This window comes from Sphingobacterium sp. UBA7253, from assembly GCF_002472745.1.
GTDB lineage: Bacteria > Bacteroidota > Bacteroidia > Sphingobacteriales > Sphingobacteriaceae > Sphingobacterium > Sphingobacterium siyangense.
The window spans coordinates 567-18342 of sequence record NZ_DKSP01000112.1 but is presented as its reverse complement, the minus strand read 5'-3'; the positions used below and the strand labels follow the sequence as shown (position 1 = coordinate 18342).

Annotated in this window: 17 protein-coding genes; 6 read left to right on the top strand and 11 right to left on the bottom strand. The window is 38.6% G+C overall.

All coding sequences use genetic code 11. The features are described from left to right. Both B2X72_RS10945 and B2X72_RS10940 read left to right on the top strand, forming a co-directional pair. On the top strand, positions 1–265 hold a 265-nt coding region (locus B2X72_RS10945), incomplete at its 5' end, for an ATP-grasp domain-containing protein (protein ID WP_414711796.1). A gap of 157 nt (positions 266–422) precedes the next feature. After that, positions 423–3164 carry a DUF3857 domain-containing protein gene (locus B2X72_RS10940; protein ID WP_286849606.1) on the top strand — a complete coding sequence of 914 codons (2742 nt, stop codon included), beginning with the start codon at positions 423–425 and terminating at the stop codon, positions 3162–3164. A gap of 70 nt (positions 3165–3234) precedes the next feature. On the opposite strand, the gene B2X72_RS10935 is transcribed toward B2X72_RS10940, so the two are convergent. The 5 genes from B2X72_RS10935 to thrS all read right to left on the bottom strand — a co-directional run bounded on the left by B2X72_RS10935 (position 3235) and on the right by thrS (position 7117). Then, positions 3235–3684, bottom strand: coding sequence for a DUF3060 domain-containing protein (locus tag B2X72_RS10935; RefSeq protein ID WP_088162191.1), 450 nt, complete (start codon positions 3682–3684; stop codon positions 3235–3237). A gap of 252 nt (positions 3685–3936) precedes the next feature. Continuing rightward, positions 3937–4281: a 50S ribosomal protein L20 gene (gene rplT / locus B2X72_RS10930; RefSeq protein WP_046674462.1), complete on the bottom strand. Its 345-nt coding sequence runs from the start codon at positions 4279–4281 to the stop codon at positions 3937–3939. A gap of 98 nt (positions 4282–4379) precedes the next feature. After that, positions 4380–4580, bottom strand: coding sequence for a 50S ribosomal protein L35 (gene rpmI, locus B2X72_RS10925; RefSeq protein WP_002993964.1), 201 nt, complete (start codon positions 4578–4580; stop codon positions 4380–4382). Positions 4581–4619: 39 nt separating this feature from the next. Beyond that, positions 4620–5180, bottom strand: coding sequence for a translation initiation factor IF-3 (gene infC / locus B2X72_RS10920; RefSeq protein ID WP_075993338.1), 561 nt, complete (start codon positions 5178–5180; stop codon positions 4620–4622). An 11-nt stretch (positions 5181–5191) separates the two neighbouring features. Then, positions 5192–7117, bottom strand: coding sequence for a threonine--tRNA ligase (thrS, locus tag B2X72_RS10915; RefSeq protein WP_112376148.1), 1926 nt, complete (start codon positions 7115–7117; stop codon positions 5192–5194). Positions 7118–7764: 647 nt separating this feature from the next. On the opposite strand from thrS, the gene B2X72_RS10910 reads away from it, so the two are divergent. Then, entirely contained in the window at positions 7765–8388 is a 624-nt protein-coding gene (locus B2X72_RS10910; protein ID WP_075993340.1) for a 7-carboxy-7-deazaguanine synthase QueE, read from the top strand. 103 nt (positions 8389–8491) lie between these two features. Here B2X72_RS10910 and B2X72_RS10905 read toward each other — a convergent pair whose 3' ends face one another. From B2X72_RS10905 to B2X72_RS10895, 3 genes are all read right to left on the bottom strand, one after another. Next, positions 8492–9739 carry a hypothetical protein gene (locus B2X72_RS10905; protein WP_088162193.1) on the bottom strand — a complete coding sequence of 416 codons (1248 nt, stop codon included), beginning with the start codon at positions 9737–9739 and terminating at the stop codon, positions 8492–8494. A 135-nt stretch (positions 9740–9874) separates the two neighbouring features. Further along, a complete protein-coding gene (locus tag B2X72_RS10900; RefSeq protein WP_232475557.1) occupies positions 9875–10951 on the bottom strand; it encodes a Gfo/Idh/MocA family protein in 1077 nt (358 codons plus the stop codon). Between the two features lie 16 nt (positions 10952–10967). Then, on the bottom strand, positions 10968–11558 hold the full coding sequence (locus tag B2X72_RS10895; protein ID WP_088162194.1) for a phosphatase PAP2 family protein: 591 nt from the start codon (positions 11556–11558) through the stop codon (positions 10968–10970). A gap of 581 nt (positions 11559–12139) precedes the next feature. Here B2X72_RS10895 and hisG point away from each other — a divergent pair. Together hisG and hisD are read left to right on the top strand one after the other, a co-directional pair. Beyond that, the gene (gene hisG / locus B2X72_RS10890; protein WP_075993344.1) at positions 12140–12991 is read left to right on the top strand and encodes an ATP phosphoribosyltransferase; all 852 of its coding nucleotides are present in this window, start codon (positions 12140–12142) and stop codon (positions 12989–12991) included. A gap of 21 nt (positions 12992–13012) precedes the next feature. Further along, complete coding sequence (hisD, locus tag B2X72_RS10885; protein ID WP_075993345.1) at positions 13013–14299, top strand: histidinol dehydrogenase; 1287 nt, start codon at positions 13013–13015, stop codon at positions 14297–14299. Positions 14300–14397: 98 nt separating this feature from the next. Here hisD and B2X72_RS10880 read toward each other — a convergent pair whose 3' ends face one another. The 3 genes from B2X72_RS10880 to B2X72_RS10870 are packed head-to-tail and all read right to left on the bottom strand — an operon-like array spanning position 14398 to position 17203. Further along, a complete protein-coding gene (locus tag B2X72_RS10880) occupies positions 14398–15312 on the bottom strand; it encodes a YARHG domain-containing protein (RefSeq protein ID WP_075993346.1) in 915 nt (304 codons plus the stop codon). After that, positions 15309–15950 (bottom strand): DUF2306 domain-containing protein, encoded by a 642-nt coding sequence (locus B2X72_RS10875; RefSeq protein ID WP_286849604.1) that lies wholly within the window; start codon positions 15948–15950, stop codon positions 15309–15311. Before B2X72_RS10875 ends, B2X72_RS10880 begins: the two co-directional genes overlap by 4 nt. An 8-nt stretch (positions 15951–15958) precedes the next feature. Further along, positions 15959–17203, bottom strand: a complete 1245-nt coding sequence (locus B2X72_RS10870) for an ABC transporter permease (protein ID WP_172840710.1) — start codon at positions 17201–17203, stop codon at positions 15959–15961. A 184-nt stretch (positions 17204–17387) separates the two neighbouring features. Between B2X72_RS10870 and B2X72_RS10865 the strand changes: the two genes are divergently transcribed. Next, positions 17388–17776 (top strand): S-adenosylmethionine:tRNA ribosyltransferase-isomerase (locus tag B2X72_RS10865; RefSeq protein ID WP_286849602.1); only part of this gene is annotated, 389 nt, incomplete at its 3' end.

Below are 17776 nucleotides of genomic sequence, written 5' to 3'. Positions count from 1 at the left end.
TTTAAGTAAGGCTGAGAAAGACACAGCGATTGCCGCTGCAGCACAGTTAGGACTTACGGTATGTGGCGTTGATATGATCCCTTCTGATCGCGGACCTTTAGTACTCGAGGTTAATTCATCTCCTGGTTTGGAAGGCATCGAGAAAGCGACCAAAAAAGATATTGCCTCAGAAATTATACAATATATTGAGAGACAATATGAAGCGAAACAGGCTCAAATGCCTAAAGTTGTCAAGAAAAAGAAAAAAAGAGAAAGTAAATTATAAGATTACCGAATCAGCAACTAAAAGGGTTGTCCATTTTGGACTGCCCTTTTTATTTCTAAAGACCCTAAACTCAACTAAATCCAGATTTCCAATACTCTTTAAATTCGGTTACCATTACGTCCAATTTTTACTTATCTTAGGCTAAATTAATGAATTAATGAAAAGATTTAGCCATCTTCTATTTGCCTTTGTACTCGTACTAGCTGCATTTTCCTGGTCTTTTAGCCAAACAACTATCCAAAAAACAGCATCACCAAATTGGCTCCGCCCTACTACAAAAAAGCCCATAAAGCCAAATTTGGATGATATTAGTGATGGATATTACTATGAGTTAATCGAACATCAAATAAACTTAGCTACCCAAACAAAATATTATAAGGACATAAAAGTTCTATTTGATCAGACTGGAATCGAAAATCTGGGACAAGTCCAGGTAACCTTTGATCCGCATTTTCAAAACCTTCAACTACATGAGTTAAAGGTTATTCGGAACGGCAAAGATATCAACCTATTACCGCAGGCAAAATTTAAGCTCCTTGCCTCCGAAACAGAGCTTTCGAGATCCATTTACAACGGAAGTCAAATGGCCCATTATGTTTTGGAAGATTTACGCAAAGACGACAAGATTGTATTTGCTTATTCAATAATAGGTGTAAATCCGGTATTTGAACAGAAATTTTTCGACAGCTATTACTTACAGGGATATGAACCTACAGGTCTGGTTCATATCAACTATATTGTACCCAATGGTCGCAAACTTCAGTTTAAAAGTTTCAATGGCGCACCTGAGGCACAGCAACAGTCAACAGGAAATACAACAAATTTTTTCTGGGAGCTGACGGCGGACAAAACGGTTCAGTACGAGGATTATAGTCCGTCGTGGTACAGCCCTTTAAAATATATCCAATGCTCGGAATTCAATACCTGGCAGGAAGTTGATCAATGGAACCGTAAAATTAATCCTATTCCACAAATAGCAACGACAAGTACACTTCAAGCCTTCGTCAATCAACTTTGGAAAGAGTCCAACGGGCAACCCTATGCGTACCTGAAAAAGGCCTGCGACTTTGTACAAAATGAGATACGCTATATGGGTATTGAGATGGGAGAATATTCGCACCGGGCAAATGTTCCAGAAAAAGTATTTTCCCAGCGCTACGGCGATTGTAAAGATAAATCAATGCTGCTGGCCACAATGCTCAAAAACAAGAATATTGATGCAGGACTCGTATTAGCCAATACCTATAAGAATAGAGGCCTGCAGGAAGAACTTCCCTCGCCTTATGCTTTCAACCATATGGTTATTGAAGTTAATATTAGTGGACGGTCCCAATATATTGACCCAACCATAACTAATCAGGGTGGAGATATCAAAAACAGGTATTTCCCAGCTTATGGAAAAGTACTCTCGACTATGGGTAGTGGAAAGCTTACAGACGTACCGCAGCATATTGTCGGCAATATTAAAGTCAAGGAAACCTTGACGATGGAAGGCAAATTTGAGGCTACCCTTGATGTCCACACAACTTATGTTGGAAATGAAGCGGACGATATGCGTACTTATATTCAAAGTAGTGCAAAAAATGACATACAGAAGCAATACTTGGAGTATTATGCCAAGATCTATCCGAAGATCAATAAAATTAGTCATATACAATACAAAGATGATGTGGAGAACAATATTGTGGAGATCATCGAAAAGTATAAAATAAAAAACATTGGAAAGACAGAAAGCGGATCTACTAAAAAATATATTCCTTTGTTGGGAACAAATATAAATGACAAGCTTCCAGAGATTATGGAGGATCGTATTGCTCCCCTAAGCCTTTCTTTTCCAACAGATCTAACCTACGAAATGTATATTGTCAACAAAGGGAAAAAAGAATTCGGTAATTATAGAGACAATAGTTATTTCGACCGCACTGCGTATGTTTTCGGCAAAACACTGGAAGTAGAACAGGATAGTATTAAGGTTGCATACACGTTAAGTTTCCACGAACCCTTTGTCGAACAAAAAGACCTGAAACAGTATTATGCAGATTTTGCAGATCGTGATCATATCTTTTATAATGGCTTCTATCTTGACAATGACGGATATGTAACAGATGGGATAACTGATCTGAGTACGCCGGCATCGGCGGAAGACTTTAATTGGTTTGTCCTGATCCTATTCGTTCTTCTGGTGCCAGCTGTCATCTGGTATATTGTTAAAAAGTATAATAAGACCAAAGCTTTTATCATCAAACCTTATGACGAGATTTATCACGATCAGATCGGCGGATGGATGATCATACTGCTTATTGTACTATTTATAAATATATTGACCTTATCCGGTATATTTATCTTCCAACAGTCTTTCTTTAGTTTAAATACTTGGCAAGCGGTAGATCAACTGGAAGGTGTTTCCCCCGTTCTATACAGAACTTTACTATTATTGGAAATAATCGGTAATATATTGATACTGTCTGGATTGATTTATAGCTGTATCCTTCTAATTAAGAGAAGGGATATTTTCGCTCAGACCTTCTTTATGGTTGCACTATTTATGGCCATATTTTGTACACTAGATGCAATTGCAGGCTATTTTATGTTCAAACAATACTTGAATAAAACCGATGACATATTTACCAAATATGAAGATACGATAAGAACTATTATCTTTTTCTGTATTTGGGGAACTTATGTCTATAAATCGGAACGTGTAAAGGGTACCTGTGTTCGCCCATATCAGAACGATCAGATTATTCCCAAGGCTGCGACAGAGCATCCTTTTGATCAAGACTTTCTAAAGCCTTATTCAACGATGAAACAAGGAGAAAACGAAGCTGGGGCGGAATTTCAATCCCAGGGGGATACAGTTGCTCGCAGTCATCCCGAGGACGATCAAGACAAACCGTAGCTACCATTTTCATAAAAAAGGGTTCTGTAAATAATATACACAACCCTTTTTTATGGAAATCTGATTTACATTATTTCATTTTCATCACCATATTATCCGCGCCTTCAGTAGACACTTTTACCTGACCAGACTTGTTCTTCGTAGACTTATAATGGACATGGTTTTTGACTCCCTCAATTTGAACAGTCTCTACTGAACCAATATTAACCATATTGTCTGCCCCCTCTATCGTCACCGTTGTAATGTCATTCCCTGTTACAGTATTCCCCTTCCCCTCAATAATCAATTTACTTACATTGCCACGGATTACAACTTTATTGTCAGCACCTTCTATTTGTACAATCTCCCCCCCTTTGGCCTCTATCGTACGATTATTGTTCACCCCTTCAATTGAGATAACTTTTCCCTGCTGATTAACCACATCGTTCGTTAGAGCCTTCGAAACTGGCTCTTTGGCCGCCATCACCAAACTTCCGATCAAAAGAAGTGAAAATCCAAATGTAATTGTTCTTAGTTTCATAATGTTATGTTTTCTACAGATCAACAAAAATCAAACCTAATTTCAAATCTAAAAGAGCTATAAGTTGTAATATACAGCGTCACTTGCATCAAGAGTATAATTGGGGAGTAAGAACTAAAATGAAACATAGCATTGAATTGGGTTTACCTGGCACATAACGTCCCAAAAAAGATACAGTAACCGTCATAACAAAAAAAGGAGCCTTTTAGGCTCCTTTAATATCTCTAACAAATTGACAGCGGATTAAAAACTCTATTTTACTGCGTCTACAACTGCTTTGAAAGCTTCTGGGTTATTTAAAGCTAAGTCAGCTAAAACCTTACGGTTCAAACCAATGTTTTTAGCGTTTAATTTACCGATCAATTGGGAATAAGAAATTCCGTGTTGACGAGCTCCAGCGTTGATACGTTGAATCCATAAAGCTCTAAACTCGCGTTTTTTGGTTTTACGATCGCGGTAAGCGTATTGTAAACCTTTTTCTACTGTATTTTTAGCAATAGTATAAACTTTGCTACGTGATCCAAAGTAACCTTTTGCAAGGCCTAGGATTTTTTTGCGTCTTCTTCTAGAAGCTACTGCGTTAACCGAACGTGGCATATTTTTAAAATTAGTTTGGTAGAAGGTGTCATGTATTTCAATGAACTTACAACCTTATACCCGGTTAAAAAATTATTATTAATAAAATCGAATAAAACTTATTTACCGATAGCAAGCATACGTTTTACGTTGCCCATATCGCCATCAGATACATAACTTGTTTGTGTTAAGTTACGTTTACGTTTTGTGCTCTTTTTTGTCAAGATGTGGCTTTTGAAAGCGTTTTTTCTTGCAATTTTACCTGTTCCAGTCAATTTGAAACGTTTCTTTGCGCTGGAATTGGTTTTAACTTTTGGCATAATACTTATAAATTTTATATCAATCTGTTAGAATTCTTATTATTTTTTAGGAGCCTTTGGAGCTACTGTTAAAAACATGCGTTTACCTTCTAATTTCGGTAAAAGCTCTACTTTACCGTAATCCTCTAAAGCCTGAGCAAAGCGTAACAACAAGATTTCACCTTGATCCTTGTGTACAATAGCACGACCTTTGAAGTGTACATAAGCACGAACTTTCTCTCCACTTTCAAGAAACTTAATCGCATGCTTCAATTTGAACTCAAAATCATGCTCACCAGAGTTAGGTCCGAAACGAATTTCTTTAATAACAGTCTGTTTTGCATTAGCTTTGATTTCCTTTTGTTTCTTCTTCTGTTCGTAAACAAACTTACTGTAGTCGATAATCTTACAAACCGGCGGTACAGCATTTGGCGAAATCTCCACTAAATCAAGTTCCAACTCATCAGCCAACTCTAACGCTTTGCGCGTAGGGAAAACTCCTTGCTCCACATTATCTCCTACCAAACGTACCTCAGGTACTTTGATTAACTCATTAATGCGGTGATCTGGTTCTTTCTTTCTCATTGGTGGTCTTGGACCACCGGGTCTTTTTAATGCCAAATGTTTAAAAATTAAACGGTTATTTCCTTAATTAATATATCTCTAAATGCCTCAGCAGTCATAGTTCCTAATTCCACTGAGCCATGTTTACGTACAGAAACTGTGCCATTTTCCACCTCTTTTTCCCCTACAATCAACATATAAGGAAGCTTTTTCACTTCGGCGTCTCTGATTTTTCTGCCCACTTTCTCGTCACGTAAGTCTATCAGTCCGCGAATATCGGAATTATTTAGCGAATTCAAAACATTTTGAGCATATTCTTCATATTTTTCTGACACTGGCAAGACGATAAATTGCTCAGGAGCAAGCCATAATGGGAATTGTCCAGCACAATGTTCGATCAATACAGCCACAAAACGTTCTAAAGATCCGAAGGGCGCACGGTGAATCATCACAGGGCGATGTTTCATGTTATCACTTCCTGTATATTCCAACTCAAAGCGCTCAGGCAAATTGTAATCCACCTGTATAGTACCCAACTGCCATTTACGACCTAAAGCATCCTTCACCATAAAATCCAATTTTGGACCATAGAAAGCCGCTTCACCATATTCTACGACTGTCGGCAAGCCTTTTTCCTCTGCAGCTTCAATAATTGCAGATTCAGCCAAAGCCCAGTTTTCGTCAGTACCAATATACTTCGTACGATTCTCAGGATCACGTAACGACACTTGTGCTGTATAATCATTAAAGCCTAAGGCTCCAAAAACATAAAGTACTAAATCGATTACCTTTTTGAATTCATCTTTAACCTGATCGGGACGACAAAATAAATGGGCATCATCCTGAGTAAATCCACGCACCCTTGTCAATCCGTGAAGCTCACCAGACTGTTCGTAACGATATACAGTACCAAACTCTGCAAATCGAACCGGTAAGTCCTTATACGAACGTGGTTTTACTTTATAAATTTCACAGTGATGCGGACAGTTCATTGGTTTTAACAAAAACTCTTCTCCTTCGATCGGAGTCTTTATCGGCTGAAATGAATCCGCGCCATATTTCTCATAGTGTCCAGAAGTCACATATAACTGCTTATGTCCGATATGCGGAGTAACAACAGGCTCATACCCTGAGTTTAACTGTGCTTTCTGTAAGAAGTCTATCAGCTTTTGACGTAATGCAGCACCTTTAGGCAACCAAAGAGGCAAACCTGCACCAACTTTTTCAGAAAAAGCAAAAAGTTCCAACTCTTTCCCCAGTTTACGGTGATCGCGTTTTTTCGCCTCTTCTATAAATTTCAAATATTCTGTAAGCTCCGATGCTTTAGGGAAAGTAACACCATAAATACGTGTCAACTGTTTGCGAGACTCATCACCTCTCCAGTAAGCACCGGCAACATTAGTCAATTTAATCGCTTTGATAAACCCAGTATTTGGAATATGAGGCCCACGACATAAATCTGTAAATTCCCCTTGAGTATAGAAAGTAATCTTTCCATCTTCCAAGTCTTTGATTAAATCTAGCTTATACTCATCTCCTTTTTCAGTAAAGTAAGCCAATGCATCCGATTTCGAAACAGCTTTACGTTCAAATGTTTCTTTCCGTTTAGCCAGCTCCAGCATCTTGTCTTCGATCGCTTTAAAGTCATCAGACGAGAATTCACGATCACCAAAATCAACATCGTAGTAAAATCCGGTTTCAATCGCGGGACCAATACCAAATTTAATCCCAGGATACAATGCCTCCAATGCCTCAGCCAATAAGTGGGCTGAAGAATGCCAAAAAGTGGATTTACCTTTGGTATCATTCCAGGTCAATAACTTGACAGTAGCGTCATTTTCAATAGCACGGGCAGAATCCCACACTTCACCATTAACTTCGGCAGCAAGGACGTTTCTTGCAAGCCCCTCCGAGATTGATAACGCAATCTCTGCAGCAGTGATCCCTTGTTGATACTCTCTTACGGAACCATCCGGTAGTGTAATTTTAATCATTTACAACTATGATCTTTAAATTGTTAAAAAATAGAAAACATAAAACAACATGTACAATTATGTTATTACACTTACGTTTTCAATAAATAAATTGTGACACAAATTTAGTAAAAATTCTGATAAAATAACAGGAGTTTAGCGCTATTCAACGCATTATACAGGTATAATTACTAGCCCCGCTCCCGACCTCTGTTCAAACACACCGATTTCATCAGCTTTACATCCTCATCATTGCAGTTTAAAACGAATTGATAATCTGATCTTATTGATCAACAGCTCCTCTCTATTGTCCCCATGTACATCCCAACAATGAATGAAAATCAGGTTATATACTAACAGGGGTATAGCAAGGGGTTAACAGGGGTATAACAGGGGGTTAACAGGGGTAAATCCCTATTAACCCCTTGTTACCCCCCTGTAAAAAGAGTATTGTTTCGCTGTTAATAGAAAACATCGTATAAACCTGATACCATAGTAGCGGTAAACAATGTGCTTTGCTTAAACATCAACCTAAAAATAAAAGGGATAAAACAGATTATTACCAGCAACTATATATAAAAAAAATGACAGGACAGCTACTTAAAAGCCACAGGACAAATTGAGCATCTCATTAATATTTGCTACCTTTGCAGACTGAAATTTTAACTATGTCAAATCAAGTACCAGAAGACGGAACACTATTGCCCTTAATGGAAGAATTTTACACTATTCAGGGAGAAGGCTACCACACCGGGACTGCTGCTTATTTCATACGATTGGGTGGTTGCGATGTGGGCTGCCACTGGTGCGATGTAAAGGAAAGTTGGGATGCATCTATCCACCCCCTTACAACCGCAGATTCGATTATCGAAAATGCAAAGAAATATCCGGCAAAAACAGTTGTCATTACGGGTGGCGAACCACTTATTTATAATTTGGATTACCTAACAAAAGGACTTCATGAGGCGGGCATTAAAACGTTTATTGAAACCTCAGGTGCATATCCTTTGAGTGGCGAATGGGACTGGATATGTTTATCTCCAAAAAAATTCAAAGCTCCACGGAAAGATGTGTTAGAAGCTGCTGGTGAACTTAAAGTTATCGTTTTCAATAAAAGCGATTTCGCATGGGGAGAAGAATACGCACAACTTGTAGGACAAAACTGTAGATTATACCTTCAACCTGAATGGTCGAAATCTAAAGAGATGACACCTTCTATTATTGACTACGTAAAAGAAAACCCTAAATGGGATATTTCACTACAAACACATAAGTTCTTGAACATTCCTTAATCGTGCAAATGCACAATTAAATAGACACATAAAAAAGGCCTTCGATACTATCGAAGGCCTTTTTTATAAATAATAAATTTATATTAATGCATGGACTTTAAAATCACTTCACATAGGTCTTTAAAAAAGCTTCCAGGTCTAACGTTTTCGTTTCTTCACCCTCCTTCTCCCGGACCAGAACATTTCCAGCATTATCAGCATCTAAAAATAATAAGTTCGCCTTTAATAAAATCTTCCCATTTTCATCCAACAATCCAACTTTTCCATTTTCAGAGAACATCAAATAATTGTCTAAAAATTTACTGATATTTTCCTTTTTGTCAAGCAGAACTTTCCCTTCCTGTGTGATCAATCCAAAATTACCATCTTTCTGAAAAATAGCCAGTTTTTGATTTGCAGGCGTAAGCCAGTCAAACCCTTCTTTATTCACCTTTCCTCCTTTCTTATCCAACAACCAGAAATAATTATCTTTATCTGAAACAATAGCAGTCTGCTCATTAAAATAGGCTAAAGAGAAAAGAGAGCAAGGCAACACGTCTTCTCCCGCTATGCTTTTTATACCATAATATTCATCATTGGTATCTTTATCCTTGACCATCGTCCATTTAAGTGATTTTTCCAATGGAAAAGTATCTTCAAACAAACTCACATCTTCCCCTTCACTCATATTCCCTCCCCCTGAGATATCAATCACCTTTGCGTTTTTAGGGAGTGCAAAATCTGTCACAGACGATACATTGATCACTTTTGTTGTTTCAAAACCAAGGTCATTATTTTCACCCAAAGACAATTTGAGCACACCTCCAGGCAAATCATTGATAAATGAAAATGCTGTCAGATAATAAGTGGGCACTGCTTCCGAATACCATACCGTTGCTACCGCGGAATCGGCATGGTTTTTTATAAATAACTTTGCTTTCTTACAGGTAATTCCCGCTATCGATTCGATCTCGCCCATATCTTGCAGCTGCACATAAGGCCCTTCCGACTCCCCTAACTTCGTACTGACAATCTTATAGGATGGACTGTATGCTTCGGCAGTAACAACATCATCTCCAACCGAATACGAATATGTTTTTGCTAATTTTCGATTTAAAATAGCATGTGCTTTTTGATTCACTACAGTGGAAGAATAATCGGCATCAGCCAAAATCTCCACATTCCGATAAGCCATTTTTCCTTTCAAAAATGGCTCATAAAACTCTTTTGCAAATTCCGGAACTTCATTTTCAAATTTTTCAGGGGAAACTTCACCTTTAAACACCAACTCCATCTGCCATTGCTTATCTTGTGCATAGGTTGTCGAAATTGATAATCCAAATAATAGTGCAACGTTGAGTAAATTATTCATAAGAATGATAAATATGTAGCTAAATAACAAAAGACAGACCAAAAAGCCTATCTTTTACGCTATTTTTTTATTTATTTACTTTTTTCGCTTCATATTTCCATAAAAAGCAAAAAAAAGACCACTAAGCAAAATATACTACAATTTAATCATCTGCCTAGTTTTCACCGCTTCGTCACATGCCAAAGCAATTCGTAGACTATTAACAGCATCTTCCATCGAATCTGAAAGGTCCAAATTATCTACAATCGCCTGCTGAAAGAATAACTGCTCCCGGTTACATAATTCCTGATGGTCGGGCTCATCAGATAAATTGACCCACTCATCGACCTTCGTAAATTCATTTGCCGCATTTAAATCGGCATAATGTACGCGAAGGCTTTCTGTTTGTGTATGGGATGCTACCGAATCCGATTTACCTTCATCGCTTGCTTTATTTGCGACAATGGAAACTGCCCCCTTAGGTCCAAAAACATCCTTTACAAAAAAAGCGTTCTGACTAACCATTGGTCCCCATCCAGCTTCATACCATCCTACGGACCCATCTTCAAAATGCAGCTGCAATTGTCCGTAGTTGTAGTTCCAAGCAGGAATCTCATCGGTTAACCGCGCTCCGATTGCAGATACATACAATGGTTTCGCACCCACCATTTGACACATGACATCAATATAATGAACTCCACAGTCAACAATGGGACTTAAACTAGCCATTAGATTTTTATGCACATCCCACATATACCCATGGCTCTGTTGATTGAGATTCATACGCATAACAAGTGGTTTTCCCATCGTTTTAGCTATTTCAATAAATTTGACCCATGAGGGATGATATCTCAAAATATATCCAACAACCAATTTTTTATCATATTTCACTGCTGCATCGACGACCTCCTGCGCGGAAATCACATCTTCAGCTAAAGGCTTTTCAATAAAAACATGAGCACCAGCCTGAAAGGCTTTTATAGCATACGCTTTGTGTGTATCCGGATAGGTCGCTATACAAACGGCATCCGGCCTCGTTTCCTGAAGTGCATCCTCATAAGATTCAAACAATTTATAGTTGCCGCCCAATTGTTCATTCAGTTTACTTTTGCTCTCCCCACGAGCTACTAGCCCCACAATTTGAAAGCCATCTAAATCGTGATATGCCTTCGCATGAGATGCGCCCATATTTCCACATCCAACAACCAATATTTTAATAACCTGTTGCATCATTTTTTCTATTTCTATATTATTTCTTTAATCCATCTAAAGCAAAGGCTGCTCCTGTTCCCAGTACAGCACCTGCTAACACATCGGAGGGAAAATGTACGCCCAGATACATCCTTGAATACCCCACGCTACTCGCCCATAAAAGCGATGGTGCGACGACGTACCACTTTGAGTAAGCCCGAGACAAAGCAGAAGCAGTAGCAAAAGCAGATGAGGTATGACCAGACGGAAAGGAATACCCACCGGCCGTACGAACCGATATGAAATTAGGATATTTTTTAAATGGCCTGCTTCGCTTAAAAATATGTTTTAACCCAACATTCACGAGCGCTGTTACAGCTGTACTACTAGCAACATACAAGGCATTCTGACGCATTGCCTTATCATCGTTGACCGCACCTGCAACCAGTAAACCTACAGGAACGGCTATCTGAACATAGTTATTGATATCAGAAAGCACTTTAAATGTTTGTGTTTGTGGCGCTGTCCGAGTCTCGGCTATGGACTCCAATATACGGATATCTAACGTAGACGCTGGCTTTTCCTGTCCAAGGACAGGACCACATAGACAGTTAATCCAACAAATAAAAATAAAAGCTAATCTTTTCATCAAACAAATAATCTATCTAATTTATAATCCCTTTGAAACATGTACCACTAAACACATTCCTCCTATTTATTAAACAACAACTTATACTCCCTACTACTGCAACTCTTATTCGCTACTAACTTAGTATGTCACCCCCAATTCCTAAAAATAAGAAAATTTATGTGAGTTGTCAGCCTATAAAAAGCGTTTCGATTGAACAAGATTTCACAACTTGCTATTTAAAGTAATTCAAACAGCCTACTATAAGGATAGGAAATCAGCATTACCTTTTGTCTAAATTATGGTATATTCCCCCAATCAACAGCATTGTTTTCACATTTTTTTCAAGAAAATTGAATTCATTTCAACAACAAGTCCATTGGGATAAGAATTTTAAAATGATAGTCTTGCATTTCCCATTAATTTACTATACATTTGCTTGCAGTTATTAATACAAACATGGTTTATACTTACGTACATCATTTTCATTTGCATCATCGCCATTGTGGCGATATGTTAATTTAATGTGTTCTTACGTAGAATACCTTCCCTCTTGTTTGATTTCTTATTATTAATAATTTACTGCTAACATTTATAAAGCGTTGAAAAATCTTAAAATTGCTATCCAAAAATCGGGTAGGTTAAACGAAAAATCTGTTCAATTACTGAAAAATTGTGGTTTAGACTTCGAGAACTACAAAAGTTCTTTAATCACAACTGTTGGGAATTTCCCACTGGAAATATTATTTCTGAGAGATGATGATATTCCGGGATATGTGGAACAAGGCATAGCCGACCTGGGCATCGTCGGTGAAAACATCATCGATGAGACCGAATCCAAAGTAGAATACATCAAACGGCTTGGTTTTGGAAAATGTACATTGAAACTGGCTATTCCCAAAGATAGCACCATCCAAGATATTAAAGACCTTAACGGCAAAGCAATCGCAACCTCTTATCCAAATATCCTAAAGAATTTTCTAGACGATTATAAGATTAATGCAGACATCCGTTTGATATCCGGCTCAGTTGAGATTTCACCGGGCTTGGGTCTTAGTGACGCGATCTGCGATATCGTATCTACCGGAGGAACACTAAAAAGCAACGGTTTGAAACCTTTTGCTGATGTCAAAAATTCAGAAGCCATTTTGGTTGGAAGAAAGGGATTAGAAGGCAATGAAGTTTTGACCGAATTAGTACAACGTATCGAATCTGTTCTTTTAGCAAAAGAAACTAAATATGTGGTATTGAATGTCGAAAAGAAAAATTTGCCAGCCATCACTTCTTTATTGCATGGTGTTAAGAGCCCTACGGTTGTTCCACTGGCAGAAGAAGGTTGGGTAGCCGTACACACCGTTATCACTGAAGATGACTTTTGGGATAAGATCAATAAGTTAAAAGCTGAAGGTGCCCAAGGTATCGTTGTGATGCCCATTGAAAAAATCATTCTTTAAACTTGATGCACTTATACAACCATGTTAAAAAAATATGATTACAAAACGTTAGGAAAAACCGAAATCCAGCAACTGGTCGCTAGGAATACGGATCCAAACAATGCAATACAAGAGGTTGTCCAGGAAATTATTCAACAAGTACGCCACCAAGGTGATATCGTATTACGCGAATATGCGGCCAAATTTGATAAAGTTGAACTTGACAGATTATATTTAGACGAGGAAGATATCGACGCACTGGCATCTACCATTGACCGCGATCAACAAAGAGCATTGGAAATCGCGTTTCAAAATATACATAAATTCCATAGTACACAATTAAAAAGGGAGCGCACTGTTGAAACGATGCCCGGCGTAAAATGCTGGCGCGAGGTTCGTCCCATTGAAAAAGTTGGCCTTTATATCCCAGGGGGATCAGCAGTTTTACCTAGCACACTTTTAATGCTCGGTATTCCTGCGAGAATAGCTGGATGTAAAGAGATTGTCGTTTGTTCTCCTCCACAATCCAATGGAAAAATAAATGGCTTTGTTGCTTTTTGTTTAAAATTACTTAAGATAAATAGAATATACCTCGTTGGAGGCGCTCAAGCTGTTGCTGCTATGGGGTTTGGAACAGAGACTATACCAAAAGTCGATAAGATATTTGGCCCAGGAAATCAGTTTGTCACAAAAGCAAAATCCATCATACAGGGCCTTGCAAATGTTAGCATTGACATGCCTGCGGGGCCATCCGAAGTACTGGTCATCGCTGACGAGTCGGCTAATCCAGCATTTGTCGCCGCAGATCTTTTGGCACAGGCCGAACACGGAGCCGACAGTCAAGCTGTGCTGGTTGCAACTTCCGCGACTATAGTTGATGCCGTCAACACAGCATTAGTAGCCCAATTAGCGGTTTTGCCTCGCAAGGAACTTGCTGCAAAAGCGATTGAAAATTCCTATGCAATAACTGTCGAGAATCTTCAGGAGGCCATACAGTTTTCAAATGACTATGCGCCAGAACACCTTATTTTGGAGACGGACCAATGGGAGTCCTTAACACGCTATATCAGTAACGCTGGTTCGGTTTTCTTAGGTCACTTAACCCCTGAAAGCGCAGGAGATTATGCCTCAGGTACAAATCACACGCTGCCTACATCAGGCTATGCACGCTCCTACTCCGGCGTATCAGTAGATTCTTTTGTGAAAAAAGTTACTTTTCAGCATATAAGCGAAACTGGACTTCAACAAATCGGGTCGGTAGTTGAAATACTCGCTGAACTCGAAGGCCTGCAAGCGCATAAAAATGCGATTTCTATTCGGAAGAAATAATAAAACATAAACTCTTGATATCACACAAAAGGCTTTACGATGTAAAGCCTTTTGTGTGATACTGATCTTTCGAATATTCATGACTAATGTTGACTGCATTACCTTCCGAAGGTGTCATAATTATCCGTTGCATATTTTTCAAATCTAGTCAGCAAAGCTATATTATCTTTTTCTAAGGGGCTTAAGTCTGCAGACACATCTTTTGAAATAGGCACATACCAATCTACAGGTTCAAAAAACTGGCGAATGCTAGGTTTGGTAAACGCATAGCCATGTCGGGCAAAAATCGTATTCCGAATAATCTCCAGATCTAATTTCTTGAGGTTTTTAAGGTCTTTCTCCGTCAACTTTTGTTTAGATGCATTTACAGTAAAGACCGCAGGGGATGCCGATCGATAGTATTGAATAATGTAAGTATAAGTTGAATCTCCATCCACATCAGTTTCCTCCTTTCTTTTTTCGTTAATCCAGTCGACCAAAGTTCCGTCTTCTCCATCCTGATTTTTTAGCATCAGATTTGGATTATAGGCGAACTGCTTTTTCAACAATTTAAAGCTTCGCTTTTTAATCTTTACCCCTTGGTCATATGCGGTCCAATTGCCTATTAAGGTATCGTGATTAAGCTTAATTTCAAATCGCCCGTCGGACTTTTTGTCGCCGGGTTCATCCAATAATAACCGAATATCGGCACCATTTTCCTCCAATTTCCCCACAAAAGAGCGCAGATTTCCTTTGACAACATTCTGTCCGAAGATATTACCCTTATCCGTAATTTTTTTTATGGTCAAATTTATCTTCGGAGAATAATCTGTTGTGGGCAGCCCTTCTCCTTCCTCAAGAGTACTTTCATCCACAACAAATTCGCCCACCCAATTGCCATAAAGTTCCTGATGTGCCTCAGCTTCGGCCACAACAGTATCTTTTGTTTCGGTGGCTTCATTCTTTTTGCTTTTCCCGTCCTTACAACCAAGGATTGCTCCAAGCATTAACATTAAACAAAGGTTCTTCCTCATAATTTATGATTTTTTTGATAAATAATAAATTCCGCCAACAACAAATTAGGGCCCCACCCCAACCAGGCAATAATTTGATAGAGATCCATCGGATTAGGCTGAAACAGGTATACTAAAGCAAGCTTCCAAAAACGTAGGGTAAGTGCAGAACAGGTTAAGGCAAAACTACGGATCATAAAATCACGGTGTTTATCAAATTTTCGCTGACTCGCCAAACGAACTGCCCGCCAGGTGAAATAAAACCATCCAAGCCCCAATAATTCAAATGCAATAATAGAGGTTAACCCGCCATTTGCTACGGATCCAATAAGCAAACCTGAAGGAGCGGCAAAAACCAAAATGGCGAATACATACAAATACCCGATACTTCGATGGACTCGCGGATATTTATTCAATAGATAAGTATTAAACTGCGTAAAGCCGGCAGGCAAGGCAAAGATAGCTGTGCAGACATGGACATAAAATACGTAGCGATACCACCAAAGTTCTTCAATTTCCGTTTGTTTAATCATCAGGAAATTCGCATCGAGTGAGAACCCACGATAGCGAAGTGTGATTTCAGCCATCAGCATACAGCTATAGGCAAAAATTAAAAGCCAAAATCCTTGCAATATCGAAAATTGAGCTTTTTTAAACATATCGCTTTCTATTTACTCCGGATCGCTTCTACCGGATCCAATCGAGAAGCCATTAGGGCCGGAACAATACCTGATATGAGACCAATAAACGTCGAAAGCGAAACGGTAAGCATAACCATTTTTAAACTTACGACAATAGCAACGCCAGTTGCAGCTTGCACTAGAAACGCCAAAAAATAAACAACAACGAGGCCTATCCCTCCCCCCAACAAACATAGTACGATAGACTCAACTAAAAATTGTGAAAGAATAAAGAAATTTTTAGCCCCCAGCGCTTTCTGGATTCCGATGATATGTGTACGCTCTTTGACACTGACAAACATGATATTGGCAATACCGAAGCCACCAACCAAAATCGAAAAAATACCGATTGAAAAACCCGCAAGATTAATTATCCCAAAAAGCTGATCCAGCGCACCTGTAATCATTGTTGTCTGGTTAATGGAAAAGTTTTCCTCCCGTTGTGGCGATATACGACGAATCGAACGCATGAGTGTCTTCGCTTCGCTCTCCGCCTCGCCAAGCGTATAGTTCGATTTAATAACCATCGCTATGCTCGGTGAGAAATTATCATAGTTGACCAAATTTCTCGCAAGCTCAAATGGAATAAAGGCGGTATCATCGGGGGAGGTATTGATCAATACACCATTTCCTTCTTTCTTTAATACACCGATAACCTGAATTTTTCGGCCTAACATATTAATATATTTGCCAACAGGTTCCTCATTAGGAAAAAGCCCTTCCGCAATATTTGCTCCCAACACAGTTACAAGAGCTCCACCCCTCGACTCGCTTTCAGCAAAGTAACGACCATCCACAATATTCAAATTTTGAATGTACAGGTTCTCATAGGTCGCTGCATTGACCGATGAGCCTTGGGCCGAATTATTCTTATATTTTATAGTCGTATTACCAATATTGATCATATACGCCATATACTCGGCTGTCGTCATCCGACTCTTCAAATCCAGGTAATTATTGTATGTAGGTTCAGGTCTATTCAAGTATTTCCACCAAGGGAAATTTGGACCTCCATCCCAGGGCCATTTCTCAATATAAAGTGTTTTGCTACCGATCTTCTTTACTGATTCCTCTATATTATTCCGTAGGGTATCTACCGCAGAAAATACACCAATAATCGTAAAAATACCGATGGTCACACCCAACAGCGATAGTAAGGTGCGAGTACGATTGTCTTTTAATGCCGAAAAAGCAAACTGACAACTCTCCAATATCAATCTAAAAAATAGCATAATTGTATTCTAAAATACAATATAGTTTTGATTTAATGTCAAAATCGTTAAAAATATATACATAAATTAGAAATAAGCCCTTTCTATACCCGAAAAAGTTATAACTTTGTATGCTTTTTGCAACCTAGTATTTGGTGCACTGTAATGCACTGAAAGGCAGACATTAAAATATATATCATTAAAGATGAAGTTATCTCAATTTAAATTCAACTTACCAGAATCATTACTTGCTTCTGAACCTTCTGAAAATCGTGACGAATCACGCTTGATGGTCCTACATAGAGATACTGGTAAAATTGAACACAAAATTTTCAAAGATGTATTGGATTATTTCGATGACAAAGATGTCATGATCTTAAACAATACTAAAGTTTTTCCAGCCCGCCTTTACGGTAATAAAGAAAAAACTGGAGCTACGATTGAAGTTTTCTTGTTGCGTGAATTGAACAATGAGCTTCGTCTTTGGGATGTGTTGGTAGATCCTGCGCGTAAAATTCGTGTAGGCAACAAATTATATTTCGGTGATGATGACTTATTGGTTGCCGAAGTGGTTGACAATACAACTTCTCGTGG

Bases quoted from the DNA above. Each gene is read 5' to 3' on its own strand.
- B2X72_RS10935 (WP_088162191.1), bottom strand. From the start codon at position 3,684: ATGAAACTAAGAACAATTACATTTGGATTTTCACTTCTTTTGATCGGA.
- B2X72_RS10940 (WP_286849606.1), top strand. From the start codon at position 423: ATGAAAAGATTTAGCCATCTTCTATTTGCCTTTGTACTCGTACTAGCT.
- hisD (WP_075993345.1), top strand. From the start codon at position 13,013: ATGTTAAAAAAATATGATTACAAAACGTTAGGAAAAACCGAAATCCAG.
- B2X72_RS10870 (WP_172840710.1), bottom strand. From the start codon at position 17,203: ATGCTATTTTTTAGATTGATATTGGAGAGTTGTCAGTTTGCTTTTTCG.
- B2X72_RS10910 (WP_075993340.1), top strand. From the start codon at position 7,765: ATGTCAAATCAAGTACCAGAAGACGGAACACTATTGCCCTTAATGGAA.
- rpmI (WP_002993964.1), bottom strand. From the start codon at position 4,580: ATGCCAAAAGTTAAAACCAATTCCAGCGCAAAGAAACGTTTCAAATTG.
- B2X72_RS10880 (WP_075993346.1), bottom strand. From the start codon at position 15,312: ATGAGGAAGAACCTTTGTTTAATGTTAATGCTTGGAGCAATCCTTGGT.
- thrS (WP_112376148.1), bottom strand. From the start codon at position 7,117: ATGATTAAAATTACACTACCGGATGGTTCCGTAAGAGAGTATCAACAA.
- B2X72_RS10895 (WP_088162194.1), bottom strand. From the start codon at position 11,558: ATGAAAAGATTAGCTTTTATTTTTATTTGTTGGATTAACTGTCTATGT.
- B2X72_RS10875 (WP_286849604.1), bottom strand. From the start codon at position 15,950: ATGTTTAAAAAAGCTCAATTTTCGATATTGCAAGGATTTTGGCTTTTA.
- rplT (WP_046674462.1), bottom strand. From the start codon at position 4,281: ATGCCACGTTCGGTTAACGCAGTAGCTTCTAGAAGAAGACGCAAAAAA.
- B2X72_RS10905 (WP_088162193.1), bottom strand. From the start codon at position 9,739: ATGAATAATTTACTCAACGTTGCACTATTATTTGGATTATCAATTTCG.
- B2X72_RS10900 (WP_232475557.1), bottom strand. From the start codon at position 10,951: ATGATGCAACAGGTTATTAAAATATTGGTTGTTGGATGTGGAAATATG.